The organism is Nostoc sp. S13 (genome assembly GCF_029379315.1).
In the GTDB taxonomy this organism is placed as follows: domain Bacteria; phylum Cyanobacteriota; class Cyanobacteriia; order Cyanobacteriales; family Nostocaceae; genus Nostoc.
In genome coordinates this window covers 46,062-63,726 of sequence record NZ_JAQYWQ010000022.1, presented here as the reverse complement: position 1 = coordinate 63,726, position 17,665 = coordinate 46,062, and the positions used below count along the sequence as shown (strand labels likewise).

The following is a 17,665-nucleotide window of genomic DNA, read 5'->3' as shown; positions in this document are numbered from 1 at the left end:
ATTGGGCATTGGGCATTGGGCATTGGGCATTGGGCATTGGGCATTGGGCATTGGGTATTGGTTATTAATTCTTGTCCCCCCTGCTTCCTCTGCTTCCCTTGCTTCCCCTGCTCCCCCCACTCCCCACTCCCCACTCTCCCCCACATCTTAAAAGGCGGTCAGCACGCAGAGAAATAAGGCTTCAGTCCACTCAACGACTGCGCCGTAAGTATCTCCAGTGTGTCCGCCTAATTTGTGGTTGAACCACGCACCAGTTAAGGTGGCGATCGCACTGCCAGCAACTATCATGCCCACTGCGAGAAATAGCTGCTGTTTATCTATCAGCCAAAGTAAACCACTCAAACCTAACAACAACAATAATCCTGGTAACAAATCGTTGTAAGAACGAATGGCTTGTTTGTGAAATGCACCTTTACCAGTTGGTTTCAAGTAAGGGTATCGTGCGATCGCCAGCTGTTGTCCCCAGCGTCCCCAGCCACAAGCGGCCATCAATACCAGCCAACGGTTTTCTGGCATATCTGTCAAGGCAGTTATTTTCAGTATCACCAAGGCGATCGCTGCCATTGCCCCAAATGCACCTGTGGCACTATCTGTCATCACTTCCAGTCGCCGATCTGGGTCGCTCACTGCCAAACCATCGGCAGTATCCATTGCCCCATCTAAGTGCAGTCCTCCAGTCATGGCAATCCAAATAATTACTACTAAAGCACTACGAGTTAACACTGGGATACCAATATAATTTATCCCCGTATCCAGTAAGCCTAAAATTCCCCCAATTATCAACCCTACAAGCGGAGCAAGACGTGCCACTTCCCGAAAATCCAATGTGTTCAAATACGGTAGTGGAATAACAGTGTAAAATATAATACTAGCTGCCAGCTTTAACAGCAGCTTTTTCCACCACTGTTGCTGTTTCGTCATCTGAATTAGATTAATATTTGCTAAATTACTAGATATATAGTCTTGATTTTATTAAAACTGACATGAGCAAATTTTAAAACTTTAGATAAGATTTACGTCTATTAGACATTCTCCTTGAAAATTTTATTATACTGTTATAAGTAATAAATTAAATAAATATGAGTATTTTTATACAAGGGTTTAGTAATTTATTTAGGAAGTTAAAATTCCATCAGGGATGAAAATTTGTATTTTCTATTCGTTAACTAAAAACTTACTCCAAATTATAATCATGTTGTTTGAAAACCCCAAAGTTTAATCCGAAAAAGCCAAAAAGTTTTTCGGATTAAACGTCTTTTAAGTCGGCGATGAAAACCATAGAAGGGGATTTATCCACCAGTAACATTGATGCTATGATATGCAAAGCAGGTAGGGTAATCAACCTGTTTAAAAACCCTAGCAACCGAAACGGTTAACGCTGTACCTTCTCTTCGAGACGATACGCGAAGACAATATAAAGATATGGGGTTCTATTCCATAGTTCTAGTTCTTACCCAGGAATAGGTAAAATCGTAGCTCTAATCGCTATTTTCCTATGAGTCACCATCTACCCGACACCAGGATACCATCTCCGTGCATTATTAACACGGGCATCATTGTGAATAAGCTCGACATCCGGCGATTGCTGGCAGATTTAGGTCGAGTCCACTACATCTACACCCAAGAAGATAAGGTACTGAGCGAGGGTGAAGGAGATGTGATGGAAGTTTTTGCTAATCCGCAAAGGTCTACGTTAGTGGCTAACCACGCGTTATATCTGAATGTTTGTAGTTTTGATTACTTGGAACTAAAACAGTCGTCGCAACAAGAAACCTACTTTGATTTGATGCAGGACGGCGTTTGTCTGCGGTTGATTCCCCGTTCAACCGCCTTACAAGAGCGACGAGAGCGAAACTTCAATGTCAGCGCCATAGAAGCGATGATGGAGCAAGTACTCTCAGCCAGATGGGATGCAGAAATTGACGATGACTGTTCTGATTCTTTCTAATATGACAGTATATACTCGTAAAGTTGGTAACTAAGTTAGTAGTGAGTGCTTAAGTGTTCACTAAAACTCAATTACCACTTTTTATGTTTGTCCATAATTTAGCCAAATAATATTAATTTTGCCCTAATACCATTTGGTTTTATGGCTACTAGTTATGGATTTCTGAAACTCTTTACCGATTAGGGTTTCACAATCCAAAATCTATTGAAGTTGCCACAACGCTCTTAAAGAGCGCAAGACACTTCTCTTCCGAAGCCGGCGCTCGGACTTTTCGCAAAATCTAAAATCCAAAATGGTATGAGTGCCAATTTTTCCTTTGAATGTCTTGCTTGTTGTAGCCAAACTAAAGCTAGAGCAGGAGTGTTTTTCACGCCTCACGGGGTTGTAGAAACCCCCAGATTTATGCCAGTGGGAACGCTAGCAAATGTCAAAACTATCACCCCAGCCCAGCTACGAGATACTGGGGCACAAATGATCTTATCCAATACTTATCATCTTCACCTACAACCGGGAGAAGCGATCGTGGCTGGGGGTGGTGGATTGCACAAATTTATGGGTTGGAACGGGCCGATGCTCACTGATTCGGGTGGGTTTCAGGTGTTCAGCTTAAGCGAGATGCGAAAAATTAGTGAAGAAGGGGTAACTTTTCGTTCACCTCATGATGGACAAATTATTAATTTGACACCAGAGCGGTCGATTGAGATTCAAAATACTTTGGGGGCAGACGTGATTATGGCCTTTGACGAGTGTCCGCCCTATCCAGCGACTCGCCAAGAGGTAGAAACTGCAACTGAGCGCACTTATCGCTGGTTAGAACGCTGCATAACGGCTCATCAACGCAGTGAGCAAGCTTTGTTTGGGATTGTGCAAGGAGGCGTGTATTTGGATTTGCGTTGCCGTGCGGCTGAAGCTTTGGCTAAGTTAGATTTGCCAGGATATGCCATTGGTGGGGTGAGTGTAGGAGAACCGCCAGAATTGATGGCTGAGATTGTAAAAGTCACAGCACCGCTTCTACCCCCCGGAAAACCGCGTTACTTGATGGGTGTGGGTACTTATCGGGAAATGGCGATCGCGATCGCATCTGGTGTAGATTTATTTGATTGCGTAATTCCCACACGCTGGGCGAGACATGGCACAGCGATAGTCCAGGGCGGACGCTGGAATTTAAAAAATGCTAAATTTCGTGAAGACTTTACGCCATTAGATGAAACTTGTCCGTGCTACACTTGTAAAAATTTTAGCCGTGCTTACGTATCTCATTTAGTGCGATCGCAGGAAATTTTAGCTTATACCTTGTTGAGCATTCATAACATTACCGAACTAATTAGCTTTACGCAGCATATTAGAGAAGCAATATTGAGCGATCGCTTTACTACAGAATTTGGTCACTGGCTCAACGAAGAAACAGGAGATCAGGAAGATGAGGGAGATGGGGGGTAAGAGAGGCAGAGGAAACAGTGGAAGAATAATAACTCCTAACTCTAATTCCTAACAACTGACCAAACCATGTTAAGATACTTCTCAATTATGAAAGCTGTGTTGGATAGGTGGATTTAAACAAACATGGAAGCAGCACTTTTATTAGCAAAACTGCCTGAAGCTTACCAAATCTTTGATCCTTTGGTGGACGTTCTCCCAGTTATACCCGTATTCTTTTTGTTGCTTGCTTTCGTTTGGCAAGCAGCCGTGGGATTTAGGTAAGTTAATCTATTTTTCAATTTATAGGACAGGTAGAGTACCTGTCCTATTTTTTGTAGCGCTATGTTTGATAAAGTTAATATTTATTAATATTTTGTAATAAATTAATATAATCAATAAGATGTTAATCAAGCCATGTCAATATGAAGCCTTGAAAGCCAAGGAGGAATCAGTTATGGGTAATATCAAATTCATTAAAGAGAATAAAGAAGTAGTAGCAGCAGATGGTGCTAATCTCCGGCTCAAGGCAATACAAAATGGCATTGACATATATACATTGATTGGCAAGATGACGAATTGCGGTGGCAATGGTCAATGTGGCACTTGCGTTGTCGAGATAGTCGAAGGACTAGAAAATCTTTCCCCCCGCACAGACGTAGAAAATCGGAAATTCAAGAAAAAGCCGGAAAATTACCGCCTTGCCTGTCAAACTTTAGTGAATGGCTCAGTTAGTGTAGTCACAAAGCCTTAAGTTTTCAAAAGTCAATAGTCAAAATACTTACCCAAATTGAGTTTCCTCTCTACGAGACGCTACGCGAACATTTTGAATTTTGAATGCAAGAATTTTAAATTGGTATAACTCTGTCATCGATGATGCTATCCTAATGTTGTTGACTGGAAATTTAAGAGAGGCTTTCTTGCCATGCAAGTTAATGACCTGGGGTTCATAGCGAGCATTTTGTTCGTACTGGTTCCCGCTGTGTTTTTACTAATTCTGTACATCCAAACTGCTAGCCGCGAAGGTGGAAAAGATAGTTAAGAATTTGTGTATAAAATAAATAACCCCTGCACCAATAGTGTAGGGGTTTTTATTTATCAACCGTTAACTGAGTGCTGAGTAGTAGAGAGAAAATCTTGCTTCTTTCCTATAGCAGTTTGCAGTTGAGTGCAATATATAGACCTAACCCCCAACCTCTTACGCCAGGTGCTTCTCCTGTTAGGAGAGCAAGGCGTAGCTTGCTTCCACGTAGAAGTACAAGTCAGCGGAGCCGACGGCAGTTGCTTCTCAAGACGGGAGACGCGCAAGGGACAAGCCGGGAAACCCGTCCAACCCACTGCCTCCCCTGCTAGGGTTGAGGAATAACATTCAAAGCCTCTCTCCTTTTAGGAACTACGGTGTACAGACAAGTCATCGAATTACCCAAAAATCTTGAAAAACCTCAAAGAGTCCTAATGGCCATCCCTCTCATTGGCAAGGAGAGGGAAAGATTTACCATTAGTCATCTCCAGAAATTAAATATGCGTTATCTAGAACCTTTGTAGAGAAGCGAAATTTCGCGTCTCTACATTCTTTTTCGGAGATGTCTATTGGGTAAAGCAAGCGTGAGGTTTTGATTTGTAGATTGTAGAGTCAATTTTGATCAGGTTTTCCGACTTGCGTATACACCGTAGCCTAAAAGGAGAGAGGAATGGAAGTGAGGCCAGACTGTATAGCATACAAACGAGAAATGCTATATCTTATTACAACAATTCTTATACTCAGCACTCTTCTGTTAAGCGATTGTCCGCGCCAACAATACCGGACAAGTGGCATTGACTCGAACATAGTCAGACAAGGAAGATCCGATCAGTCGGTCTATATCAACAAAACTCTTAGCGATGGATGGACGACGATCTGGAGAACCAAGCAATAATAAGTCTACACTCAACTCTTCTGCCAACCGACAAATTTCTTCACCGGGTTTGCCACTGCTGATATAAGAACGAGATTGGATGCCCTGTTTTTCAGCTTCTGCAACAGCTGCTGCCAAAACTGAATTTTTATCTAAGTTAACTTCAGTTATTTCCGATTTTTTCCCACCTAAATCTGTACTAACATTTGCTAAAATTAACTGGCCGCCTTGAATATCTCGCAATAAGAATAGAGCCAATTTTAAGCAATTTTTTGCGGAATCAGAGTTGTCTATTGCCACCATAATGCGCTTAATTCTTTTGACATAAATGTCATCTTTTACCAGCAACATGGGGCGAGAAGATAGTTGAAAAACATACTGACTGACTGAGTTCGATAAAATCGATTGCAGCCGCTTCAGTCCGCGTGAACCCATAATAATCAAGTCAGCGTCGATTTCATCAGCTACTTGGCAAACCACATCTTTGGGCTCGCCTTCACGCAAAATTGAAGAAACCTGGCTAGGATCTAAGTTCAAAGTTTGAATCGCGTTCGCCAGAATTTTACCACCATTTTCCCATTTAGCTGTCATGCTAGCAGCAGCATTTTGTGCAGGCACAACATGCAAAATTGTAACTTTTGCAGATTGAATTGAAGGGATTTCTTTCAGGGTTTTGAGCATTTCTTCTGCGTGTCCCAATCCCGATACAGCCAGCAAAATTCTTCTGATCATCTTAGGTAATTTTTGTGAAGTTTACTTTTGTTTTCGCTGTTAGTACTTGGCTTAGGTCGGATTTTCTCCGCCTTGCTCGACAACCTAGTTAGTAAGTTGGCACAAATAAACTTTGTTTTTTAACATTTAACACTCAAACAAATAGCAAAGTATAAAAAACTCAACAAATGTTTAAGTTTGTTTGCACCTAGTTACTTAAATTCTCAACTAGACTTCAATTATTAAGCATACCCTCAATTTAGTCTGGAGAACTTAATAAATTATGATGTTAGTTATCATCTTTAATCTATGTTCACTTTTTTTAATTAGAAGTTAGTTAAGTATTGCAAAGGAATGCCAAAATAACTCTTCAGTAAAATGGATTCAGTGTAACCTTTAATAGGCGATGTCTACGACGGGCTATGCCTACGCTTCTCGACTTGAATAGTCTACACTCCTCCTAAATTTCCCATATTCTTACTTTTTTAAGTCTTTTGCAATTTTGGTAACTCAGATAAGTTTGATATATCCGAACACCCGCAAAATGCGGGATAACAACATCCAAATTCGGGTATTATAATAGTCGAAATCATATTTTATACTATATTAAAACCCCACAAATTCTATTTGGTTCGTTGGCTGATAAAACCTGCTTATGATTGCCGCACTATAACCATCATCAGGTATGGTCTACTCCGGCTTGGAAGTCAATCTATTCCCCTACCAATGCCAATGCAAGATTTATGGGTTGGGATGCGTAAAACTGAACGTATTCTATTCGGGGGATATAAGATTTAAATGTTAAAGGCATGCTAAGAAACCGACCAAGCACAAGGACGGACCGCGAAATCATCCAGAATTACTTTCGTTCCAGGATTTACATAGCCCCAGGTTAGTATGGCTGACTCACCTAGACCCAAATCGGGGTAAATATAGCGTAGAGAAGTGTAGGCGTAGCCCGCACTTCTCTACGAGACGCTGCGCGTAGCTTGCTTCCCCGTAGGGGTACGACTTAGCTCAATGACGACCGCAGGCATCGCTGTCATTAAAGTTATTCACTTGTAAATAAACGAATGTTCGTTTATTATAGAATTTATGAGGCACAAAGATGACAAAAAAAATCGAGCCATCTGTGATGCGGCAATCGAACTGATTACTGCCAATGGTTTTGCTGATACTTCGATGTCGAAAATTGCCAAAACCGCAAATGTTTCGCCCGCGACGATATATGTCTATTTTGAAAACAAAGAAAACCTTCTCAATAAAATATATTTGTTAGTGAAGCAGGAAATGAGTGCAGAAATTTGGAAAGATGTCAACCAGAACCTATCGGTGGAGAAAGCCTTTAAAATGGTCTGGAATAATTATTATCAATACGCAATTAATAATCCGGTCAGATTTGCTTTTACCGAGCAATTTGCTAATTCCCCGATGGTTGACCGCATTTGCAAAGATGAAAGTTCGAGCTATTTCAAGCCAATACTAGATTTGTTCAATCGCGGTAAAGAGGAGAAAGTTTTTAAGGATATTTCACTGGAAATTTTTACCGCTTTTACCTTTGCGCCTCTGACTGGATTGATAAAAGAACATTTTAGCGGTACTTTTATTTTGGACGAAAAAATGTTAGAAACCACCTTTAAAATTGCATGGGATGCAGTAACGAATTAATTCTTTTTTTGAGAATTAATTAAACGAATGTTCGGTTAATTAAGCAGGAGTAAATAAAATGAAAAATGAAAAATGGAACGCGGAAAATATTCCGAGTCAAAAAGGAAGAGTAGCAATTGTAACGGGTTCGAGCAGCGGCATCGGTTATGAAACAGCGCGGGTTTTAGCTAATAAACAAGCGTCTGTAATCATTGCGGTTCGCAATTTGGACAAAGGAAACAAGGCATTGGCAAAAATTCTTCAACAGAATCAAGATGCCGACGTAAAGGTGATGGAACTTGATTTGGCGAATTTAGCATCAGTTAAAAATTTCGCTGAAAACTTTCAGAAAAATTATTTGCGTCTGGATTTACTGATTAATAATGCGGGTGTGATGATTCCGCCGTATTCAAAAACGACGGACGGTTTTGAATTACAGTTCGGCACTAATCATCTCGGACATTTTGCTTTGACGGGACAGCTTTTGGAACTTTTGATCAGCACCGAAGGCTCACGAATTGTCAATCTTTCGAGCGGCGCACATAGTATAGGCAAGATAGATTTCGATGATTTGAATTGGGAAAAGAGAAGTTATGCGAAATGGAAAGCCTACGGCGACAGCAAACTTGCCAACATTTATTTTACCTACGAACTCGACCGAAAACTAAAAGATAATGGTATCGACATACTTGTAACCGCCTCGCATCCGGGCTGGACGGCAACCGAATTGCAGAGAACTGGGGGCGTTGTGGAATATCTCACCGGCATCCTTGCTCAAGACATCACAATGGGCGCATTACCAACCTTGCGGGCGGCAATCGAAGCAGGCTTGAAAGGCGGGGAATATTTCGGTCCCAATGGGTTTATGGAGATGCGCGGCTATCCAATAGACTTATCCGGAAATGAGAACTTTATTTGGCTGAAACCTAGCTCTGGAGAGGGTTTTAGAGGTTCCTGTTTTATATAAGCTAAAAAGTCAGCTATGTAAGGGTTTCAGCTATTTTGAGGTTTATTTGTGGATAGGTCTAATAAAAGTCGAAACGAACGAATTATCCAAAGACCAAGGAATCTCCAAAAAACTATGGGTTGTATCGGAAAAACTAACCGGTGTGAAATTTGAATTTAATAAAAAGGCGCAAAGCGCGATTTAAAACCTGCCATTTCCCTGAACAATGTGCTTAACGGTGGTCAATGTTTCCAGGCTGATAAATCCTCGGCGATGACCTTTTTGATTAGACATGCCGAGAAATACTGAATCTCCCCGCGAGGGGTTGCGGGAAAAACGCGGGGAAGTGTTGATGTAGGTAGAGGCACTATTAACTCCCAAGGCAAACTGCCGACTTTCCTGGTAAGATTCAGTAACGATGGAGTCGGCATGACCACTGCTGTATTCATTAATCCAGGCGATCGCAGCCTCTAAGTTATCCACCAGTTTAAAAGCTACTGTCCTAGTTAAATAAGGGTTTCCCCATTCGCCTTCCTTCACCAGCTGCAACTGGGGAAAGGCTTTTACTAATTCTGCATCTCCTTTAATTTCAAAGCCTTTTTCCATCAAGCTGTTCCACAGAACGGCTATTGATGATGGCAAGGCTTGGCGATGTATGAGTACCTTTTCAATGGCATTAACTTGGTCTGGTTCGCTCTGATGGCTATCAAGAATCATCCAACGCACCATTTCTAAGCTGCTATTGGGCGACCAGTAGAGATAACAGTTACCCATCGCTGACTTTAAAACTGGACAAGTTGACTGTCGTACTACCTGCTGTACCAAGCTGGAACGTCCGTAGGGAATCACTAAATTCACGTACTGGTCTTGGGTGACTAAATCCCGAATCGAAGCACCATGTTCTGCTGTGATCAGTTCTACACAACCTGGTGGTAGGCCAACTTGGGCGATTGCACTTTGCAGTACCTCAGCGATCACCGCGTTAGAATGGCTAGCTTCAGTACTGCCTTTGAGAATTAGACAATTGCCAGTTTTGATACAAAAACCCGCTGCGATCGCCCCTAAATCGGGAAAGGCTTCATAAATAAATCCAATCACTCCCAAGGGCATTAATTGGGTGTAACTCTGGGAATCTGCCAGTTGATAATCAGCAGTTCTGACGCGCCGCAACGGATCTGATAATTCCCCCAACCGTTGTAAGATGTCTACTGTCATCTCTAGCCTTGTGGGAGTCAGCTTCAGCCAGTCCAATATCAACTCTGGCACTGCCATTTCCCGACTGGCTTCTAAATCCAAGGTGTTGGCTTCTAGAATGTCGTCAAATGAGCGGTCAAGGGCTTGCGCCATCGCCAATACTGCACGACTCCGATCTGCTCCCTTTGTGATCCCCAACTTTAGGGAAGCTTGATAGGCTCGTTGAGCACTTGTAATTGGTTCGGGGTGGTCATCCAAAACTTCAACAGTCATTGAGTTAACGTCTGTAGGTAAGCCAGACCATTAGTGCTGGTAAGATAGCCAACAGCACCGCCACCATTGCCCAAGCAATAATGCTGGAACCATTTGCCAATCGCAGTGCTAATGGTAGCCATATAATCACTAGCACGAAAATAATGCCCAGCGCTATAGGCAGATAGCTTTCTCCCAAGCGGGGATGGACAACATGCCAACTATTTCCCATCCAACGCCAAGCCCGCTTGTAGGGATAGGTGGTAGAAAGCTGTTCTAGGACATGACCATTATCTTCTACTACAAAGATTTGCTGACAGCGATCGCAACCAAATGCTTCTGTCAGGGTAATCGGAATTAACTGACCCCGGCGACGACAGGGACAGGGGTATTCGGCATTGAAGTCGATTTTTTCGGGTTTTTGAGATTGCACAAGCGTTCTAATAACTTGAGCGTGTTTTACACGAACTGTAAGAATATAATCCCTTGGTAAATGCCTTAGAGGCTTCTCTCTTTATATAGATGGACAAGACCATTGAAAATTGATAATTCATAATTATCTTATCTAAGGGGATTTCAACCCCAAGTAAAACAGGACTGCTTGTAGAAGCACCGGGTAAAGACCCTTTTTAATTATGAATTAATAATTATGAATTAGGTTGATTAAGCTCCTTGTTAAAGGTAGGCAAACTTCTACGACACTCTACTAGCCACCTTTAGTCCACTGTAATACACCCTACACAAAATGAATTGATTACATCTGTAAAGATTGTAGCCAAGCTAATCCATATCCAGACCAATCTAAAGCTGGGTTTTATATTTCTTAGTAAGTGGGTAAGGTGATTTGAGTCAGCGATATTCACATTGGGAGAGTAGAGGATTTTTTTGCTCGATCTTGTCCAGATTAGAAGCGGTTCACAGAAGTATAGCCCCAATTGACGAAGACTTCAACGCACACTGAAAACATTAAACCCCTTGGAATTTTTAACTCCAAGAGGTTTTAATTGGAAGCGGGTAACGCGATTCGAACGCGCGACATTCACCTTGGCAAGGTGACGCTCTACCACTGAGCTATACCCGCAATCGATAACCATATCTTAATATCTCAGATTTATCTTTAATTGTCAACCCTTTAATTTAGTCATTAGTCATTAGTCATCAGTGAATAACAAAGGACAAAGCGCAAAGTCTGAGCGCCGGTTTCCGGCGATCAGAACTTTGTAAGAGAGCACAAATGAGTAATGACGAACCTAGCTTAGTTCTTCCGACTCCACAGTTAAATTGCCGACGCTGGCACTTTGAAAAGAGGCTGGCAAAGACTGGCTATTACGAGAATATGGCTCTGCCAGGTTAGAACGCAGTTGCCGCATCAGGCTTGCCATTTCTAGGGCATTCATGGCATAATCCCAGCCATGATTACCTTTGATGCCTGCCCGTTCTAAGGCTTGCTGCATAGTATCTACTGTCAAAATCCCAAAAATTACTGGCACTCCAGTTTGAAAGCTAGCGGCGGCAATGCCTTTAGAAACTTCTGAGGATACGTAATCAAAATGGGGTGTTTGCCCTCGAATGACTGCACCTAGACAAATTACAGCATCATAACGATGGGAAAGTGCTAGTTGGCGAGCTACTAAAGGTACTTCAAAACTTCCCGGCACCCAAACATAGTCCACTTGATTACCGTGGGGGTTAGGGTCTACACCGTGGCGTTTCAAGCAATCTTGACATCCCTCTAGCAGCTTTCCGGTAACAAGGTCATTGAATCGACCAATCACCACTGCTAACCGCAAAGGCTCCGTTTGGGTAAAAGTTCCCTCGAAAACTGCCATGACTGCCTCTTAATCAACTATACATCTGGCCAATATACATTTCTTATTTAAATGTAGAAGAGCAGCAAACCACGGTCAGAAAAAAGGAAATCGGAAAAAATTTCTCCTTTTTTCCTTTGGTCTTTGACCTTGGCTTTTCTGCCCCTCTAGTTCTTATATTATGTGCCTGCGCCAGAGCGAAGCCGTCGCCTATACGACAAAAAAGTTTAACAAACCAACTAAAAATACCAAACCAATCCAGACACCGGAACCAACCCAGAGTAGTTTTTTAGATTCAACCCAATTTTGGGGAGTGGCGTAAGCAACGGGGACGCCAACAACCAAAACAAAAGACAACAGGACTAGACCTATCAAGGCAAACTGGAATATTATAGTCATTTTTGCTTCTCCCAATACAGCGAAATAGTGATATATCCTACAGTGACATACTCCCACACTGACAGCAAGCTGTACAGTATGGACTTCTCAACCAATCCAGCTATTGCTTAGGAGGCGTTGAGCTTTGTTTTAAGTCCACGGAATGCCCTACCGCAAACTATGAACTTCTTACCCTGTACCCTACAAATTTTACTATCCTGGATGAAATGCTGGCATATTCGCGCTACCCTTCAAACCAATCGGTAATCTGTATTAATTAAGATGTGCCGACTTACTTTCATGCTGTGCAACGGAGTCGCTTACCAAGAGTCGCTATGCTACTGGACAGAGGCTTCTCAGACACCAATGTGGGTGAAGCAAACCACAAGTATTTTACCAGAAAAAACCGATTAAATTGGCGATTCGTGATCACTGAGCGGAGTCGTTGTGTCGCCTACCCCTTTTCCTTAATGAGTGAGAGTGGTTATTAGTCGGGGATGCGACTGTTTACCGGCTAGAAAATTCATCCTACGCTGCCTTACGAGTCAGACGTGGGGTAACTTTAAGTTTTAGCTAATGGCTGTTAACTATGGATTTAATTCTTTGCCACACAACAGCAGATTTTGACGCATTAGGAGCAGCAGTAGGGCTAACGCGCCTACTACCGGGAAGTAAGATTGTACTGACTGGCGGTTCTCACCCTCCTGTACGGGATTTTTTGGCATTGCATCGGGATGAATATCCGTTGATTGAACGCCGTTCGGTGAATCCAGAAAAAATTCGTTCTCTGACTGTGGTGGATACGCAACAGCGCGATCGCTTGGGTAAAGCTGCCCAGTGGTTAGATTTACCCCATGTAAGAGAGATTATAGTTTATGACCATCACTTAGGACAAGAGTCAGATATTTCCGCCACGCGAGCGCATATTTCCTCAGTAGGAGCCACTACAACTTTAATCGTTGAACAATTGCAACAACAGCAAATTTCCCTGACTTCTGCCGAAGCAACTGTAATGGCTTTGGGTATCCACGTTGACACTGGCTCCTTGACCTTTGACCAGTCTACACCACGGGATGCCCTAGCTTTGGCTTGGTTGATGGAACAAGATGCCAGTTTGTCGGTAATTTCTACCTACCGTGACCCTGGCTTGTCTTTGCAATTGCAGCAGCTATTAACTGAGGCGCTGGAAAATTTAGAATATCTCTGTCTACATGGATATACGGTTGCTTGGGTAACTTTGAAAACAGATGCTTTTGTGCCAGGGCTGTCGAGTTTGGCTTCGCAACTCGTGGAATTAACCGAAATTGATGCCGTACTATTAGCCAATGAATATCCTTTGGATGAAAGTGATTCACGCTTAACAGTAATTGGGCGATCGCAAATTCCCAAAACGAATCTTAACCTATTATTCCAACCCTTGGGCGGCGGTGGTCATTCGCAGGCCGCATCCTTGAACCAACGCAAAGTAGATTCGCAGGCAATATTAAAACAACTCCTTGACGGAGTAAAAGCACAAATTCCTCATCCTCCCACGGCTAGAGATTTGATGTCCTCTCCTGTTCGTACTATTCTGCCTGAAACCACAATTGCGGAAGCACAGCGCATTTTATTACGCTATGGACACTCTGGTTTATCTGTAGTCGATGCTCAAAAGCAACTGGTAGGTATTATTTCGCGACGGGATATTGATATCGCCTTACACCACAGATTTAGTCATGCGCCAGTCAAGGGCTATATGACAAGAAATCTTAAAACAATTACACCAGATACGACATTACCGGAAATTGAAGCGTTGATGGTGACTTATGATATCGGACGCTTACCAGTATTGGAGAATCAGCAGTTAGTGGGCATTGTCACCCGTACTGATGTATTGCGGGAATTGCATCAAGAAAGAGAGGGAAAGAGGGAGAAAAGAAGAGGGGGGGAAAGTAATCTTAGTCTCCCTCAATTGCAAAATAAACTTGCACCGCAATTGTGGCAATTGCTCACCAAAGCATCAGCAGAGGCAGAAAAACGGGGTTGGCATCTTTATCTAGTAGGGGGTGCGGTGCGGGATTTGCTATTAGCCCAAGCATCGGGCACTTTGATGATTAAAGATATTGATCTTGTGGTTGATGGCTTTTATAAATCAGCAGATGTTGGTGCTGGCGTGGAATTAGCAAAGGCACTACAAGAACTTTATCCTGCGGCTCGCTTAGAAATCCACGGGGCTTTTCAAACTGCTGCTTTGTTGTGGCACAAAGACCCAGAATTAGATTCTCTATGGGTAGATATTGCCACTGCTAGAACAGAATTCTATCCTTACCCAGCAGCAAATCCAGAAGTTGAGGCGAGTTCCATTCGTCAAGATTTGTATCGTCGAGATTTTACCATCAACGCCCTCGCCTTGCGCCTCACTACTCCCCGTGCTGGCGTAGGGGCGCAGCATCCTGCGCCCCTACTGGATTTCTTCGGCGGTTTACTCGATTTAAAAGCTAAACAAATTCGGGTTTTGCACGCCAACAGCTTTATCGAAGATCCCACCCGCATTTATCGTGGTGTACGCTTTGCTGTGCGCTTCGGATTTCAGATTGAACCGCAAACTGAAGAGTTTATCCGCTATGCCATCAACAGTGGCGTTTACGATCGCACTGCTCAAGAGAATAGCAGAACTCCAGCCCTGCAAACTAGACTGAAAACAGAATTAAAACACATCTTAGAAGCCCCTTACTGGAAATCGGCTTTACAGTTACTGGATAATTTAGGGGCATTGCAATGTATCCATCCTACCCTGAAGCTAGACGCAGAACTTCTGCGACAATTACGTTTGCTAGAACGCTGCTTGCGGCGATTTGACCCGCAACCAACCCTTATCCATTGGGAAATGCGCTTAGAAACGTTAATCGCCCACCTAGTACCAGAATGTCGAGCGAAAGTAGCAAAAAATCTCCAATTGCCAGAGGATAGCATTGCTAGGCTGAAGAACTTAGCTCAAGTGCAAACTGAGGTGATGACATTATTACCCACTTTCCAACGCCCCAGTCAAGTAGTGCAGTTGCTGCGACAATATAATTTACCAATGCTGATTTTAATCGCCGTACAAAGTCCACGAGAGATTAGACATCAGATTTGGAAATATTTCACTGTTTGGGCGAATGTGCAGCCACTATTGAATGGCAATGATTTAAAGAAACTTGGTTACAAACCAGGGCCTCAATATCGGCAAATATTAGATGATCTACTTGCTGCTACCTTGAATAGAGTGATTAAAGATAGATTTGAGGCTGAGGAATTTTTAGCACAACACTATCCTAAATGAATTAGTGAAGCGATCGCTCATGTATTTGTGGAGTGTTCAGCAACAGATTATAAATTCACGTTTCATCATTGGGCGGATCATTTTCATCAGGTTTGATAACTTGCATAACCTGTTTAACTATCTTTGGGTGTAATACTTTTCACGAATGAAAAGGAATGACAACCCTGATATTTTCTAGGCGATAGATTCTGTGACTTCCTTTACTTCTAATCTGGATAAAGCCAGCATCCAATAATAGTTTTTCCGCTTCCTTAGCATTTAGTCGCGGTAGTTTAGGCAACCTGAACCTGCAAAGTCATAGTCAGGATTTCCTTCTTTAAAAGTTCCTGTTTCTCTGACTCTGATAGAGTTTCTAGGTAAACTTCAACAGCTTCTTTGATATTTGAGCTTACTTCTTCCAAAGAATCACCTTGACTTTGACAGCCTGGAAGTTCTGGAGAATAAGCGTAATAGCCATCTTCATCTTTTTCGATAATAATGCTTACTTTGTAAAACATAAAATAATCAACTATCTGATGAAAATTCAATCTTAACATTTTTCTTTAAATAGAAATCGCACTATATTAACGCTTTGTAAAAACAGTCCATCGCCTATGGCATTATATGCAATTATTATATTAGTCTAAATTGTATCTGGATCGATATTTAACTCACGCAGTTTTGCTGCCAAACGTTCTACTCTTTCTTGCGCTTGTGCTTTTACTATAGTTTCTTCAGGTGTTAGTACTAATTGTCCATCAGGTGTGAACCAACAATCCCTGATGAATTCCCAAATATAACCCTAATTTTTACTCCACAAATGCCCTTGTGCATTTGCTAGTAAAGGTTGATATTTTCCATCTACTAAATGAAATCCCGCAAATTCTAATGTGTATGGGTCAAACCAAAAATAATCCGGCGCACGAAAAGTATCTTGATAAATTTCTTTCTTTATACCTTTGTCTGTTTGGGCTGTTGATTCCGACATAATTTCTACGACGACATGGGGATATTTGCCATATTCTTCCCACACTACCCAACTTTTACGAATCTTACGTTCTGTTTTTAATACTACAAAAAAGTCTGGACTACTAAGGTGTCTTGATTTTAGTTGTTGTGTATTGTAATAGATAGTCAGGTTTCCCGTCGCATAAAAATCATTTCTGTCTCGCCACAGCCATTTCAGGCATTGTAAAAGTAAGATTAATTGTCGCATATGCAGTTCTGTTTCCCAGGGAGCTTCATCACTACATAAATCACCTGGTGGAAATATCATATCTTTCGAGATGTCTTCAGTAGATTCTGATTCTTGGGTGATGGTCATAGAATCAATCCGGCATTAATTAGTTCTGGGTTGATTTTAACAGAGTTGTAGATGGCTATGCGTAGCTGACTGTAAAAGTATCCTATTTTTAGGGTAAGGGTAAATAAACTATTCGATCTTGATATTCATCTTCTTCTGATGCCAAAGCAGCTATTATTAATTCTTCTATATTTTCACCAATACTCAAATTTGGATTGAGGATGAAAATTCCTGGTATGTGACGATTAACAACGATATGATCAAGTAAATGTCCTGGCATAGAAGTTCGGTTGTTTGTCACAAGTACAAAATTATTCTCCTCACACCAACACAGAATCATTGGATCGAGTGTACTTTTTGGTGGAGTTTCTGATTCTCCTACTACCTTGATCATAATATCAGCTTCTCTTAGCCTAATTTGATTTGGATAGAGAGGATTGATATTTTCATCAATCAGATATTTCAGCGTCATCTTTGCTTTTTGGCTTGTCTTTCAGTTCGGAGTTGGCGCAGTTTATCCGATACAGGTGGGGGATTAAGCCTCTGTTGTTCTCGCATTATATGACCATGTTCTATCCAGTTTCTCATGTAAACACTAATAGTTTCTTTGTTTTGCAGATAATAAAGGATAGTTGCATATACTTGTTCTAAAGAGATAGATTTATAGATTTGGGCAATTTCTTCTGGAGAACGCCCACAATCAATGTATTCATAAAGAATTGTTTCAATACCAATTCTTGATTCTTTCAGTCTAATATCTTCAGAAGATAGAAAGTTGAAATACTCTCTGATTTCGTTGGTAGGCATAGATTATTCTATATTCATAGTTTTATTATTTATATAGTAGCCTTATTTTATTTGTCCAATTCTCTTTTATCTCTATCTGA

General features: G+C 41.8%; 18 protein-coding genes, 1 tRNA gene and 1 pseudogene. 8 read left to right on the top strand and 12 right to left on the bottom strand.

Going from position 1 to position 17,665, the window contains the following annotated elements; translation table 11 throughout:
- Positions 1-147 precede the first annotated feature (147 nt).
- A complete protein-coding gene (cobS, locus tag PUQ00_RS10100) occupies positions 148-921 on the bottom strand; it encodes an adenosylcobinamide-GDP ribazoletransferase (protein WP_300415712.1) in 774 nt (257 codons plus the stop codon).
- Positions 922-1,495: 574 nt separating this feature from the next.
- On the opposite strand from cobS, the gene PUQ00_RS10095 reads away from it, so the two are divergent.
- The 5 genes from PUQ00_RS10095 to psbM all read left to right on the top strand — a co-directional run bounded on the left by PUQ00_RS10095 (position 1,496) and on the right by psbM (position 4,406).
- Positions 1,496-1,948, top strand: coding sequence for a hypothetical protein (locus PUQ00_RS10095; protein WP_300415710.1), 453 nt, complete (start codon positions 1,496-1,498; stop codon positions 1,946-1,948).
- Positions 1,949-2,245: 297 nt separating this feature from the next.
- Positions 2,246-3,388 (top strand): tRNA guanosine(34) transglycosylase Tgt, encoded by a 1,143-nt coding sequence (tgt, locus tag PUQ00_RS10090; RefSeq protein WP_300415708.1) that lies wholly within the window; start codon positions 2,246-2,248, stop codon positions 3,386-3,388.
- A gap of 123 nt (positions 3,389-3,511) precedes the next feature.
- Complete coding sequence (locus PUQ00_RS10085) at positions 3,512-3,649, top strand: photosystem II reaction center protein K (protein WP_006195022.1); 138 nt, start codon at positions 3,512-3,514, stop codon at positions 3,647-3,649.
- A 172-nt stretch (positions 3,650-3,821) separates the two neighbouring features.
- Positions 3,822-4,118 carry a 2Fe-2S iron-sulfur cluster-binding protein gene (locus PUQ00_RS10080; RefSeq protein WP_300415706.1) on the top strand — a complete coding sequence of 99 codons (297 nt, stop codon included), beginning with the start codon at positions 3,822-3,824 and terminating at the stop codon, positions 4,116-4,118.
- Between the two features lie 171 nt (positions 4,119-4,289).
- Positions 4,290-4,406: a photosystem II reaction center protein PsbM gene (gene psbM / locus PUQ00_RS10075; protein WP_084227279.1), complete on the top strand. Its 117-nt coding sequence runs from the start codon at positions 4,290-4,292 to the stop codon at positions 4,404-4,406.
- A gap of 733 nt (positions 4,407-5,139) precedes the next feature.
- On the opposite strand, the gene PUQ00_RS10070 is transcribed toward psbM, so the two are convergent.
- Positions 5,140-5,991 carry a universal stress protein gene (locus PUQ00_RS10070; RefSeq protein ID WP_300415704.1) on the bottom strand — a complete coding sequence of 284 codons (852 nt, stop codon included), beginning with the start codon at positions 5,989-5,991 and terminating at the stop codon, positions 5,140-5,142.
- Between the two features lie 1,074 nt (positions 5,992-7,065).
- On the opposite strand from PUQ00_RS10070, the gene PUQ00_RS10065 reads away from it, so the two are divergent.
- Positions 7,066-7,638 (top strand): TetR/AcrR family transcriptional regulator, encoded by a 573-nt coding sequence (locus PUQ00_RS10065; RefSeq protein ID WP_300415702.1) that lies wholly within the window; start codon positions 7,066-7,068, stop codon positions 7,636-7,638.
- Between the two features lie 58 nt (positions 7,639-7,696).
- Positions 7,697-8,584, top strand: coding sequence for an SDR family NAD(P)-dependent oxidoreductase (locus PUQ00_RS10060; protein ID WP_300415700.1), 888 nt, complete (start codon positions 7,697-7,699; stop codon positions 8,582-8,584).
- A gap of 180 nt (positions 8,585-8,764) precedes the next feature.
- On the opposite strand, the gene PUQ00_RS10055 is transcribed toward PUQ00_RS10060, so the two are convergent.
- The 5 genes from PUQ00_RS10055 to psbZ form a co-directional block, all read right to left on the bottom strand.
- Positions 8,765-10,030, bottom strand: coding sequence for a glutamate-5-semialdehyde dehydrogenase (locus PUQ00_RS10055; protein WP_300415698.1), 1,266 nt, complete (start codon positions 10,028-10,030; stop codon positions 8,765-8,767).
- A 4-nt stretch (positions 10,031-10,034) separates the two neighbouring features.
- Positions 10,035-10,442 carry a hypothetical protein gene (locus PUQ00_RS10050; RefSeq protein WP_041565838.1) on the bottom strand — a complete coding sequence of 136 codons (408 nt, stop codon included), beginning with the start codon at positions 10,440-10,442 and terminating at the stop codon, positions 10,035-10,037.
- Positions 10,443-11,018: 576 nt separating this feature from the next.
- Positions 11,019-11,090 (bottom strand) — tRNA-Gly (locus tag PUQ00_RS10045).
- A gap of 169 nt (positions 11,091-11,259) precedes the next feature.
- Complete coding sequence (gene ribH, locus PUQ00_RS10040; RefSeq protein WP_300415695.1) at positions 11,260-11,838, bottom strand: 6,7-dimethyl-8-ribityllumazine synthase; 579 nt, start codon at positions 11,836-11,838, stop codon at positions 11,260-11,262.
- 189 nt (positions 11,839-12,027) lie between these two features.
- Positions 12,028-12,216, bottom strand: a complete 189-nt coding sequence (psbZ, locus tag PUQ00_RS10035; RefSeq protein WP_300415693.1) for a photosystem II reaction center protein PsbZ — start codon at positions 12,214-12,216, stop codon at positions 12,028-12,030.
- Positions 12,217-12,784: 568 nt separating this feature from the next.
- Between psbZ and PUQ00_RS10030 the strand changes: the two genes are divergently transcribed.
- Positions 12,785-15,496, top strand: a complete 2,712-nt coding sequence (locus PUQ00_RS10030; protein ID WP_300415691.1) for a CBS domain-containing protein — start codon at positions 12,785-12,787, stop codon at positions 15,494-15,496.
- 139 nt (positions 15,497-15,635) lie between these two features.
- Here PUQ00_RS10030 and PUQ00_RS10025 read toward each other — a convergent pair whose 3' ends face one another.
- The 5 genes and pseudogenes from PUQ00_RS10025 to PUQ00_RS10005 form a co-directional block, all read right to left on the bottom strand.
- Complete coding sequence (locus PUQ00_RS10025) at positions 15,636-15,776, bottom strand: type II toxin-antitoxin system HicA family toxin (protein WP_300415689.1); 141 nt, start codon at positions 15,774-15,776, stop codon at positions 15,636-15,638.
- A complete protein-coding gene (locus PUQ00_RS10020; RefSeq protein WP_300415687.1) occupies positions 15,769-15,993 on the bottom strand; it encodes a type II toxin-antitoxin system HicB family antitoxin in 225 nt (74 codons plus the stop codon). Before PUQ00_RS10020 ends, PUQ00_RS10025 begins: the two co-directional genes overlap by 8 nt.
- A 125-nt stretch (positions 15,994-16,118) precedes the next feature.
- Positions 16,119-16,799, bottom strand: a pseudogene (locus PUQ00_RS10015) (Uma2 family endonuclease).
- Between the two features lie 88 nt (positions 16,800-16,887).
- Positions 16,888-17,250: a DUF5615 family PIN-like protein gene (locus tag PUQ00_RS10010; RefSeq protein WP_300415685.1), complete on the bottom strand. Its 363-nt coding sequence runs from the start codon at positions 17,248-17,250 to the stop codon at positions 16,888-16,890.
- On the bottom strand, positions 17,247-17,585 hold the full coding sequence (locus PUQ00_RS10005; protein ID WP_300415683.1) for a DUF433 domain-containing protein: 339 nt from the start codon (positions 17,583-17,585) through the stop codon (positions 17,247-17,249). The genes PUQ00_RS10010 and PUQ00_RS10005 overlap by 4 nt, the downstream gene beginning before the upstream one ends.
- Between the last annotated feature and the right edge of the window lie 80 nt (positions 17,586-17,665).

Bases quoted from the DNA above. Each gene is read 5' to 3' on its own strand.
- PUQ00_RS10005 (WP_300415683.1), bottom strand. From the start codon at position 17,585: ATGCCTACCAACGAAATCAGAGAGTATTTCAACTTTCTATCTTCTGAA.
- PUQ00_RS10055 (WP_300415698.1), bottom strand. From the start codon at position 10,030: ATGACTGTTGAAGTTTTGGATGACCACCCCGAACCAATTACAAGTGCT.
- PUQ00_RS10080 (WP_300415706.1), top strand. From the start codon at position 3,822: ATGGGTAATATCAAATTCATTAAAGAGAATAAAGAAGTAGTAGCAGCA.
- PUQ00_RS10060 (WP_300415700.1), top strand. From the start codon at position 7,697: ATGAAAAATGAAAAATGGAACGCGGAAAATATTCCGAGTCAAAAAGGA.
- psbM (WP_084227279.1), top strand. From the start codon at position 4,290: ATGCAAGTTAATGACCTGGGGTTCATAGCGAGCATTTTGTTCGTACTG.
- tgt (WP_300415708.1), top strand. From the start codon at position 2,246: ATGAGTGCCAATTTTTCCTTTGAATGTCTTGCTTGTTGTAGCCAAACT.
- PUQ00_RS10085 (WP_006195022.1), top strand. From the start codon at position 3,512: ATGGAAGCAGCACTTTTATTAGCAAAACTGCCTGAAGCTTACCAAATC.
- PUQ00_RS10065 (WP_300415702.1), top strand. From the start codon at position 7,066: ATGAGGCACAAAGATGACAAAAAAAATCGAGCCATCTGTGATGCGGCA.
- PUQ00_RS10030 (WP_300415691.1), top strand. From the start codon at position 12,785: ATGGATTTAATTCTTTGCCACACAACAGCAGATTTTGACGCATTAGGA.
- PUQ00_RS10020 (WP_300415687.1), bottom strand. From the start codon at position 15,993: ATGTTTTACAAAGTAAGCATTATTATCGAAAAAGATGAAGATGGCTAT.
- PUQ00_RS10010 (WP_300415685.1), bottom strand. From the start codon at position 17,250: ATGACGCTGAAATATCTGATTGATGAAAATATCAATCCTCTCTATCCA.
- cobS (WP_300415712.1), bottom strand. From the start codon at position 921: ATGACGAAACAGCAACAGTGGTGGAAAAAGCTGCTGTTAAAGCTGGCA.
- PUQ00_RS10095 (WP_300415710.1), top strand. From the start codon at position 1,496: ATGAGTCACCATCTACCCGACACCAGGATACCATCTCCGTGCATTATT.
- PUQ00_RS10070 (WP_300415704.1), bottom strand. From the start codon at position 5,991: ATGATCAGAAGAATTTTGCTGGCTGTATCGGGATTGGGACACGCAGAA.
- psbZ (WP_300415693.1), bottom strand. From the start codon at position 12,216: ATGACTATAATATTCCAGTTTGCCTTGATAGGTCTAGTCCTGTTGTCT.
- ribH (WP_300415695.1), bottom strand. From the start codon at position 11,838: ATGGCAGTTTTCGAGGGAACTTTTACCCAAACGGAGCCTTTGCGGTTA.